This is a genomic window from Burkholderia sp. GbtcB21, from assembly GCF_019091065.1.
GTDB classification, from domain to species: domain Bacteria; phylum Pseudomonadota; class Gammaproteobacteria; order Burkholderiales; family Burkholderiaceae; genus Burkholderia; species Burkholderia pyrrocinia_C.
The window spans coordinates 1-256 of the sequence record NZ_JAGXKA010000323.1 but is presented as its reverse complement, the minus strand read 5'-3'; the positions used below and the strand labels follow the sequence as shown (position 1 = coordinate 256).

Here is a 256-nt window from a genome sequence, read left to right as displayed (position 1 = left end):
TGGTCGTGTCGTCGCAGCACTTCGCGTCGCAGATCGGCGTCGACATCCTGTAGCAAGGCGGCAACGCGGTGGACGCGGCGGTGGCGGTCGGTTATGCGCAGGCGGTGGCCAATCCGTGCTGCGGCAACATCGGCGGCGGCGGCTTCATGGCCGTGCACCTGGCCGACGGCCGCGACCGCCTCATCTACTTCCCCGAGGCCCCGCCCGCCGCGGGCACCGCGAACATGTAACTCGCCGGGGCGGGGAACGTGCGCCC

The 256-nt window shown here is 71.9% G+C and carries 1 pseudogene; it reads left to right on the top strand.

What is annotated here, in order from left to right:
- Positions 1–227 (top strand): annotated as a pseudogene (locus KVT39_RS37040) (gamma-glutamyltransferase); the annotation flags it as partial.
- Positions 228–256: the final 29 nt, after the last annotated feature.